Source organism: Sphingomonas sp. (genome assembly GCF_019242355.1).
In the GTDB taxonomy this organism is placed as follows: domain Bacteria; phylum Pseudomonadota; class Alphaproteobacteria; order Sphingomonadales; family Sphingomonadaceae; genus Sphingomicrobium.
Genome location: NZ_JAFAVR010000212.1, coordinates 1 through 8,837, shown reverse-complemented (window position 1 = coordinate 8,837; position 8,837 = coordinate 1). Strand labels below are relative to the sequence as shown.

Sequence of the window (8,837 nt, the reverse complement as noted above, 5' to 3'; positions counted from 1 at the left end):
TCCTGAAGCTTCTCTTCATCGATATAGGTGTCGTAGATGCGGTCGATGTAGAGCGAGCGCAGCGTATCATCGTCAGGGATTTCATTGGCTTGGTAGTGCTTGTGGCCAAGCGCTTCGAAGAAATCCATGTCGACGATCGATGCGCCGGTGGCGACGATCGCATCGACCATGTTGGACCGCACGAGCTCGGCATAAAGGTCCATGCAGCCGCCGGCCGAGGTCGAGCCGGCGATCACTAGGATCACGGAACAGTCCTTGTCCTCGAGCATCGTGTTGTAGATGCCGGTGGCGCGGGCAAGATCGCGGCTGGTGAAACTCATCTTGCCCATCGCGTCGACGATCGGACGCGCATCGAACTTCGTGATGTCGATATGCTCCACCGGGCTCGACAGCAGTTCGGCCTTGCGCGTGTCGTTGATCTTGGTTTCAGCGGTCATGTCATGCTCCAAACATTCCCCTCCCGCTTGCGGGAGGGGTTAGGGGTGGGCCTGTTTGATCTGCACAAAGCAGATAACGGATGGGCATGTCGTTGGTTTACGGGAGGGGACAGCCCCACCCCCCGACCCCCTCCCGCAAGCGGGCGGGGGAGATTCTACAGCTGAACCACGTTCGAGCGGTCCTCGCGAACATCGGCATAGAGGCTCGCCATAGGCTCGTCGCCGACGACCCGCGACAGGCCTACTCCGAAGCCGTTGAACTGGGTCCGCATCGCGCAGCCATAGGCCCCGAGCATGCCGATCTCGATATAGTCGCCGGCGCCGACGTCGCCCGGAAGCTCGAACGGCCCAGCCATATGGTCGAGGTCGTCGCAGGTCGGGCCGTAGAAGCTGAACGCCATCGGCCGGACATGCGAATCCTGCTCGCGCACCAGCCGCACCGGATAGCGCCAGCCGATGTGCGCGGCATCGAACAGCGCGCCGTAGGCGCCCTCGTTGATGTAAAGCTCATCGCCGCGGCGCTTCTCGACGCGGACCAGGAGGCTCGCATATTCGGCGCAGAGCGCGCGACCCGGTTCGCACCACAGCTCGGCAGAATAGCTGATCGGCAGTGCTTCGAACGCCGCGTGAATAACCGAGAAATAGGTCTCGAGCGGCGGCGGCTCCATGCCAGGATACCAGGAGGGAAAGCCTCCGCCGACATCGACAATGTCGACCGTGACCGCGGCATCGACGATCGCGTCACGAACGCGGCTCATGGCTTCCGCAAATGCAGCCGGAGTCATCGCCTGGCTGCCGACGTGGAAGCAGATGCCGAGCGCATCGGCTGCCTGACGAGCGGCGAACAAAAGAGCTTTTACATCATTCGGATCGGCTCCGAACTTCGAAGCGAGGCTGAGCTTCGCATGTTCCGAACTGACGCGGATGCGAACGACTAGGTTCAGGTCGGCCGCAGGCACGCCGTCGGTCGCCGTCGCGCGGACAATCTTCTCGAGCTCATCGAGGGTGTCGAGGCTGAAGGTACGCACATTGTGTTCGAAATAGGCCTCGGAAATCGATTCCTCGGCCTTCACCGGATGCATGAAGCAGAGCACCGCGCCCGGCAGCGTCTCGTGCACCAACCGCACTTCCCCGATCGATGCGACGTCGTAGTGCGTGACCCCGGCATCCCACAGCACGCGCAGAAGCTCCGGCGCGGGGTTGGCCTTGACCGCATACAGCGAGCGGCCGGGAAATTCCTCGACGAAGAAGCGCGCGGCGCGGCGGGCGGCATGCGGACGCAGCAACCAAACCGGCTCGGCCGGACGCAGCTTCAGGAAATCGGCCGCGTCTCCACGACCGTTCGGGGCGGCAGCTAGCCCCAGCGCGCGATGGTGCGTGTGCAACTCAAGGGACCTCCAACGGAAACAGTTCAAGCGAAAGCTGCCTTGCGGTTGGAAGTCCCATGGGGCAGCGGGGCGCGATATATGGAGGGGGTACCCCCAAGTAAAGACTTTTGGGCCTCTTCCGCGCACTCGACGGACCATTTGTCGTCGCTGTGCAACAGTTGATCGAAAGGACTGTGAGATCAAGGACTTGCGACAGAAGGTGAGACGCGCCGACGTGCTTGCCGCGCGAGACCGCATCGACGGGCTGGTCGAGCGCACGCCGCTGATCGGCAGCGACCTGCCCGGCGAAAAGACGTGGCTGAAGTGCGAGTGCCTGCAGACCGGCGGGGCTTTCAAGCTGCGTGGCGCGACCAACCGCCTGCTGCAGCTGACTTCAGAGGAACGGCGTAGGGGCGTCGTCGCCTTCTCTTCGGGTAACCATGCGCGCGGAGTCGCCATTGCCGCTCGCCGCATCGGCACCCCGGCGGTGATCGTGATGCCGGCGGATGCGCCGCGGGTGAAGATCGACGGCACGCGCGCCGAGGGAGCGGAAATCGTCTTCTACGACCGGCGGACCGAAAGCCGCGAGGAAATCGCAGGGAGGATATCTGCCCAGACCGGCGCGGTCGTCGTTCCGAGCTTCGATGATCCGGCGATCGTGGCGGGGCAAGGGACGGCAGGCCTCGAGATCCTCGACCAGCTGGCCGAGGTCGGCGAAGCGCCGCCATCTCGAATCGTCATCCCCTGTGGCGGCGGTGGACTCGCCACGGGGATCGCGCTCGCCTGTCCGGACGCGGAGATCGTGATCGTTGAGCCCGCCGGTTGGGACGACATGGCGCGCTCGCTCGCGGTGGGCGAGATCGTGCCAGTGCCGGCTGACGCCCCGCCAACCCTCTGCGACGCCCTCCAGACGCCCCGCGTTTGCGAACTGACCTACGGTATCCTTCGCGACCGCGAGGCTCGCGCGCTGAGCGTCAGTGATGCCGAGGTCGAATCCGCCGTCCGTTTCGCGTTCGAGCGCCACGAGCTGGTCGTCGAGCCCGGCGGTTCGGCGGCGCTCGCGGCGCTGCTCGCCGGCAAGGTCGAGACGGCCCCGGGTACGGTCATTGTGCTATCGGGCGGGAATGTCGATCCGGCGCTCCATGCCCGGATCGTCGCAGCCTAGGCGGCGCCGCGCGCCTTGTACTCGCCCGGTTCCAGCTGGGCGGGGCTGGAGCGCTCCACCGTTCGGGTCAGCTCCTCAAGCTCGGCGGCGAGCGTCTTGAGCTCGGCGGCGAGGAAGCGGCGGTCGTCTCCCGGCACGGCTTCGGAGGCATCGATCAGTGTGTCCAGCATCATGGCGATGCACGGCAGGATCGTCTCCTCGATCCGCTCAAACGCCTCCTCGAGGCGTGCCTGGTCTGCCGATGCCATGACTGCATCATGCCCGAACGGCAGTTAAACCTTGGTGAAAATTTCGTCGCGAATGCTTTGGATCAGGATCGGGACGAGCGCGACGGGATCGATACGCGCTTGGGGTCGGTCGCCAGCCGCATGTCGAGATAATCGTCAACTGACTTCATCAGCAGGTCGAGTTCGTTGGCGAAGAAGTGGTTGGCGCCCGGGATGAGGTCGTGGTTGATCGTGATGTGGCGCTGGGTCCGGAGCTTGTCGACGAGCTTCTGGACCGCGCTCGGGGTCACCACTTCGTCAGCTTCGCCCTGGATGATGATCCCCGAGGACGGACAGGGTGCAAGGAAGCTGAAGTCGTACATGTTCGCCGGCGGCGCGATCGAGATGAAGCCGCGGATCTCCGGCCGTCGCATCAGGAGCTGCATGCCGATCCAAGCACCGAAGCTGACACCGGCGACCCAGGTCGTCTCGGCCTCCGGATGGATGCTTTGCACCCAGTCGAGCGCGCTGGCCGCATCCGACAGTTCGCCAATGCCGTTGTCGAAGATGCCCTGACTCTTGCCGACGCCGCGGAAATTGAACCGCAGGGTCGCAAAACCGCGCCGAACGAAGGTTTGATAGAGTAGCTGGACGATCTTGTTGTTCATCGTGCCGCCCGCCTGCGGGTGCGAATGCAGGATCAGCGCCACGGGGGCGCGGGGGCGGGTGCCCGGATGAAAGCGGCCCTCGAGGCGGCCTTCGGGACCAGGAAAGATGACTTCGGGCATATCGGCTGGGACGCTCGCAGGTTGAAAGTGTCGACTTTCCGACGGGTGCGCCGGGGCGGCGGCTCCTATATAGGGACGGCCCTTGATGTGGCAATCAGCAGGAATCCACGGCTTTTGACGACTCCGGAGCGCCTTTATCTCGATCATGCGGCGACGACGCCGGTACTGCCCGAGGCGGGAGCAGCGGTTGCCGATGCGCTTGCGGCCTGGGCCAACCCCAGTTCGCCCCATGCTGACGGGCGCAGGAGCCGCGCGCTGCTCGATGTTGCCCGTCGGACGATCGCCAACAGCCTTGATTGGCGCCATGACGTCATCTTCACCTCGGGTGCCACCGAGGCGATCGCGCTGGCCGCGAGCCGGGCGAAGATGCCTGGCCGGGCTTATGGCGCCACCGAGCATGACGCAGTCGGCGCCGCGATGGGCCGGGCGAGGGTTCTCCCCGTCGATGCGAACGGGATCATCGACATGGCCGCGCTCGGCGCCGCTCTCGCCGTCGACCCGGCGCTCATCGCGATCCAGCACGTCAACAACGAGACCGGGGTCATCCAGCCCATTGGTGAGATCGCCGCCCGAGTTCGCGCGGCCGGTTCGCTGCTGCTCTGCGATTGCGCGCAGAGCGCCGGCAAGCTGCCTCTCCCGGACGCCGATTTCATCTCGATCTCCGGTCACAAGTTCGGCGCTCCGCCAGGCTGCGGGGCGCTGCTTGTCCGCGATCTCTCCGTCCTGCGTGCGACCGGGGGCCAGGAGCGGGGTTACCGCCGTGGCACCGAGAACCTGCCCGGCGCCGCTGGGATGGCCGCCGCCCTGGCGACCGGCGCGTGGACCGACGCCCTTGCCAGGATAAAGCAACTTCGCAGCCAGCTTGAACAAGCGATTGTCGAATCAGGCGGAGCCGTCATCGCCGGCGGGTCTGAGCGGAGCCCCCTTATTGGAGGCTACACGATGCCGGGCGTCGCGAGCGCCAGCCAGCTCGTACAGCTTGACCTCGCCGGCATCTCCGTCTCTGCCGGAAGCGCCTGCTCGTCGGGTAGCTTGAAGCCGAGCCGCGTCCTCGCCGCGATGGGCATTCCGACCGAAATCGCCTCATCCGTCATCCGCGTCAGCTTCGGCCCACGGACCGGCGAGGGCGATGTCGGGCGCTTCGTCACGGAATGGCGCCGGATCGCCGGCCGGGCGCCGGCCAGAGCGGCATGATCTACCTCGATTACCAGGCGACGACGCCGATCGCACCGGAGGTGGCCGTCGCGATGCGGCCCTGGCTCGCAGACAAATTCGCCAATCCGCACTCGCCATCCCGTCAGGGACGCGAAGCCGCTGCAGCGATCGAGGTCGCTCGCGGGCAGGTCGAACGCGCCATCGGTCTTCCAGGCGGCTCGCTCGCCTTCACCGGAAGTGCGACGGAAGCGCTCAACTGGGCCCTGAAGGGAAGCCTTGAGCGTGCCGTTCCGGGCCGCAACCGCATCGTCACGGCCGCCACCGAGCATGCCGCGGTCCTCGATAGCTGCGAATGGCTGGCCGGGCAGGGCGCCGACCTCACCATCCTGCCAGTGTCGCGGGACGGCCTGATCGACGTCGAACTGCTCGATCGCGAGCTCGACGAGCGCGTCGCCATTGTCGCGGTCATGCTGGTCAACAACGAGATGGGCGTCATCCAGCCCATCGCCGATATCGCTGCCCGCGCCCACGCGGTGGGCGCGCTGATGCTCTGCGACGCGGTCCAGGGCCTCGGCCGCGCGACCATTCCGGAAGGCCCCGACCTCGTCGCGGTCTCGGCCCACAAGATCCACGGCCCCAAGGGGATTGGCGGCCTGTGGATGCGCAGCGGCACCGAGCCCGCGACCTTGATCCATGGCGGCGGGCAGGAGCGAGGCCTAAGGTCGGGCACGCTGTCGCCGGCACTCTGTGCTGGCTTCGGCGCGGCTGCAAAGCTTGCCAGCGAGCGCGACGCGGATGACAAGGCCCATGTCGAGCGCCTGTGGGACACCGGTATTGGCGTACTTGGCGACCGCTGGACGATCAACGGCAGCACGAACGAACGCTATAGAGGCAATCTCAACATTCGTCGCGAAGGCGTTGACGGAGCACGTTTGATCGCCGACCTGCGCGATATCGCCTTGTCGCTCGGCTCGGCCTGCGCGAGCGGTTCGGGCCGGCCGAGCCACGTGCTCCGAGCCCTGGGCCTCACTCCGCAACAGGCGCGCTCGTCTCTTCGCATTGGTTTCGGGCGCTACACGAGCGAAGCGGAGCTGATCGACGCGCTCTCGCGGATCGACTCTACGGGCCGTGCACAGGAGAGCGTCGCCGCGTGACGAGGGTGCGGTTCCTGAAGGCCGACGGATCGCTCGACAAGGAGGTCGAGGCTGATGCCGGTCAGCGGCTGCTCGACGTCGCCTGGACCGCACGAGAGCCGCTCGAGGGCGCCTGCGAGGGCGTGATGGCCTGCTCGACCTGCCACGTCATCGTCGATGCGGCAGATTTCGCCAAGCTTCCGCCCGCAAGCGACGAGGAGGAGGATCTGCTCGATCTCGCCGCCCATGCCGTCCGGACATCGCGCCTTGCCTGTCAGATCCTGCTGACCGACGAGCTTAGCTCGCTCACCGTGCGCATCCCTCCCGGGGCGACGAACTGGATGGGCCGCTAGGGCTAGTAGGACTGCGGGTCCTGGCTATGGTCCGGCGGTGGCATATCGTCCGGTGGGGAGGACTGCTCCTGCGATTTGTGCGGACGGAGCGCGTTGGATCTGACCGCGGACCGTGCCGACTGAAGCTCCGGAAGGGTCAGCCGGCCATCACCATTGCTGTCGAGCAGGCCGAACCTTTTCTCGGCCGCGGTCTGGAATTCCTGCGGCGAGATGCCGCGGTCAAGGTTCGTGTCGGCCGCAGTGACCGGTTCAGGGATGGTCAACAGGCCCAGCCGACCCCCGCCGGTAGCCTCGTCATTGTCGCTATCGGTTACGCCGCCGAACCCGGTTCCTGTCCGCACTTCCGGCGCGATGACAGTCTCGTAAGTGGTGATCTCGTCCGGGTCGATCTCGCCGTCATGATTGGTGTCGAGTGTCTTGTAGAAGCGGTCCGCGTCCTGCTTCAGTTCTTCGAGCGTGACGCTGCCGTCGTGGTTGCGGTCGGCCTGCTGGAACCAGGCGGCCAGGCCGTCACCGCCGTGAAAGGGCTCACCCATCGGACTGATGAAGGTTCGCCCGCGGCCAGAATATGGCCGGGCCGGAGCCGGCGCAGGAGGCGATGCGGCTGGCTGGGCGCCGGCAGCGAGGGCTGCGATGAGCAGGAGAGGGGCAGGCATACTCAGTCCTCGCTTGGAAGGGCTTGGCCTTGCGCTCTTAGGGTGAACTGCGGCTGAAGGACAGGGCGCGGGCCGCATGAACTATCGCGGCGCCGTGGTTGCTTGCGCCCGCCCGCGGCCTCGCCCATATGCGGAGCCGGAAGTCGGCGGACGGCGCTGTCGCCAACCTGGTCAGGTCCGGAAGGAAGCAGCCACAACGAATTGGCGCCGGGTCGTCGGCTTCCACCTCTCGAGACACCGAGCACAGCGCAGCGATTGCGACAGCAATCGCAAGCAGTGCGAAGAGACGTCGAGAGCCGGCCAGCTTGCGCGCGAAGCGCGTGAGGACTGACGTCACGGGATTTACTCCCGTGACCGCCCAGCGGCACTTTCGCGCTGCCCACGAAACAGCCTAAACCGTCGCCGATGGACGATCTCGAATCACCCGGCCTTGGCCTCGACCTTCCCGAAGCAGCGCCGCCAGGGGGCGTCGCCAGTCCGTATCGCGTCCTGGCCCGCAAATATCGTCCGCAGACATTCTCGCAGCTGATTGGCCAGGATGCGATGGTGAAGACTCTCGCGAACGCGATCGAGCGCGACCGGCTTGCTCATGCCTTCCTGCTCACGGGCGTTCGCGGCGTCGGCAAGACCTCCACCGCGCGTCTCATTGCCAAGGCCCTGAACTGCGTCGGACCGGACGGGCAGGGCGGCCCCACCATCACGCCGTGCAATGTCTGCGATCAGTGCAAGGCGATTGCCGAAGGGCGACACATCGATGTGATCGAGATGGACGCCGCATCCCACACTAGTGTCGATGACATCCGCGAGATCATCGACGCGGTGCGCTATGCATCGGTCAGCGCTCGCTACAAGATCTACATCATCGATGAAGTCCACATGCTTTCGAAGAATGCTTTCAATGCGTTGCTAAAAACTCTTGAGGAACCGCCGGAACACGTGAAGTTCCTGTTTGCCACCACGGAGGTGAACAAGGTGCCGGTCACGGTGCTGTCCCGCTGCCAGCGGTTCGACCTGCGCCGGATTCCGGCGGAAACACTGGCCGAGCATTTCACCGAAGTCTCCCGCCTTGAAGGCGTCGAGGTCGAGCCTGAAGCGATCGGCATGATCGCCCGGGCTGCGGAAGGCTCGGCGCGCGACGGCCTGTCGATCCTCGATCAGGCGATTGCACACGGCGGCGGCACCGTCGCGGCCGGCCAAGTTCGCGACATGCTCGGCCTCGCGGACCGCGGCCGGGTCCGCCGCCTCCTGCAGCTGGTCCTCGCCGGCGATGTTCCCGCAGCGCTCGCCGAACTCGACGAGGCGCATGTCCTCGGCATCGATTCCGCCCAGCTTCTGAGAGGCATGATGGAGGCTCTTCACTCGGCATCCAGGACGAAGGCGGGCGCGCACGCCGATACGCTTCAGTCCGGCGAAGAGAATGAGGCCGCGCAGCTCCTTGCCGGCCAGCTGACCTGGGGGACGCTCCACCGCTTGTGGCAGATGCTCCTGAAGGGTCTCGAGGACGTCAACGTCGCCCCCGACCCGCGCGAGGCCGCCGAGATGGCTGTGCTTCGCCTCATCCATGCCGCTGAATTGCC

Annotated in this window: 10 protein-coding genes and 1 other RNA gene; 6 read left to right on the top strand and 5 right to left on the bottom strand. The window is 65.8% G+C overall.

What is annotated here, in order from left to right:
* Positions 1-437 (bottom strand): deoxyhypusine synthase family protein (locus JOZ79_RS10455; RefSeq protein ID WP_294073880.1); only part of this gene is annotated, 437 nt, incomplete at its 3' end.
* Between the two features lie 155 nt (positions 438-592).
* A complete protein-coding gene (locus JOZ79_RS10450; protein ID WP_294073878.1) occupies positions 593-1,822 on the bottom strand; it encodes a type III PLP-dependent enzyme in 1,230 nt (409 codons plus the stop codon).
* A 202-nt stretch (positions 1,823-2,024) separates the two neighbouring features.
* On the opposite strand from JOZ79_RS10450, the gene JOZ79_RS10445 reads away from it, so the two are divergent.
* Positions 2,025-2,969, top strand: a complete 945-nt coding sequence (locus JOZ79_RS10445; RefSeq protein WP_294073876.1) for a threonine/serine dehydratase — start codon at positions 2,025-2,027, stop codon at positions 2,967-2,969.
* On the opposite strand, the gene JOZ79_RS10440 is transcribed toward JOZ79_RS10445, so the two are convergent.
* On the bottom strand, positions 2,966-3,217 hold the full coding sequence (locus JOZ79_RS10440; protein ID WP_294073874.1) for a hypothetical protein: 252 nt from the start codon (positions 3,215-3,217) through the stop codon (positions 2,966-2,968). The genes JOZ79_RS10445 and JOZ79_RS10440 overlap by 4 nt on opposite strands.
* Positions 3,218-3,279: 62 nt before the next feature.
* Entirely contained in the window at positions 3,280-3,963 is a 684-nt protein-coding gene (locus JOZ79_RS10435; protein WP_294073873.1) for an alpha/beta hydrolase, read from the bottom strand.
* A gap of 87 nt (positions 3,964-4,050) precedes the next feature.
* On the opposite strand from JOZ79_RS10435, the gene JOZ79_RS10430 reads away from it, so the two are divergent.
* Genes JOZ79_RS10430 through JOZ79_RS10420 form a run of 3 tightly spaced genes read left to right on the top strand, consistent with a single transcriptional unit; the run spans position 4,051 to position 6,604 of the window.
* Complete coding sequence (locus JOZ79_RS10430) at positions 4,051-5,157, top strand: aminotransferase class V-fold PLP-dependent enzyme (protein WP_294073871.1); 1,107 nt, start codon at positions 4,051-4,053, stop codon at positions 5,155-5,157.
* Complete coding sequence (locus JOZ79_RS10425; RefSeq protein ID WP_294073869.1) at positions 5,115-6,272, top strand: cysteine desulfurase family protein; 1,158 nt, start codon at positions 5,115-5,117, stop codon at positions 6,270-6,272. The genes JOZ79_RS10430 and JOZ79_RS10425 overlap by 43 nt, the downstream gene beginning before the upstream one ends.
* Positions 6,269-6,604: a 2Fe-2S iron-sulfur cluster-binding protein gene (locus JOZ79_RS10420; RefSeq protein ID WP_294073867.1), complete on the top strand. Its 336-nt coding sequence runs from the start codon at positions 6,269-6,271 to the stop codon at positions 6,602-6,604. Before JOZ79_RS10425 ends, JOZ79_RS10420 begins: the two co-directional genes overlap by 4 nt.
* A 2-nt stretch (positions 6,605-6,606) precedes the next feature.
* On the opposite strand, the gene JOZ79_RS10415 is transcribed toward JOZ79_RS10420, so the two are convergent.
* Positions 6,607-7,140 carry a hypothetical protein gene (locus tag JOZ79_RS10415; RefSeq protein ID WP_294073865.1) on the bottom strand — a complete coding sequence of 178 codons (534 nt, stop codon included), beginning with the start codon at positions 7,138-7,140 and terminating at the stop codon, positions 6,607-6,609.
* Between the two features lie 255 nt (positions 7,141-7,395).
* On the opposite strand from JOZ79_RS10415, the gene ffs reads away from it, so the two are divergent.
* Both ffs and JOZ79_RS10405 read left to right on the top strand, forming a co-directional pair.
* Positions 7,396-7,490: signal recognition particle sRNA small type (gene ffs / locus JOZ79_RS10410), an RNA gene on the top strand.
* 175 nt (positions 7,491-7,665) lie between these two features.
* On the top strand, positions 7,666-8,837 hold a 1,172-nt coding region (locus tag JOZ79_RS10405; protein WP_294073864.1), incomplete at its 3' end, for a DNA polymerase III subunit gamma/tau.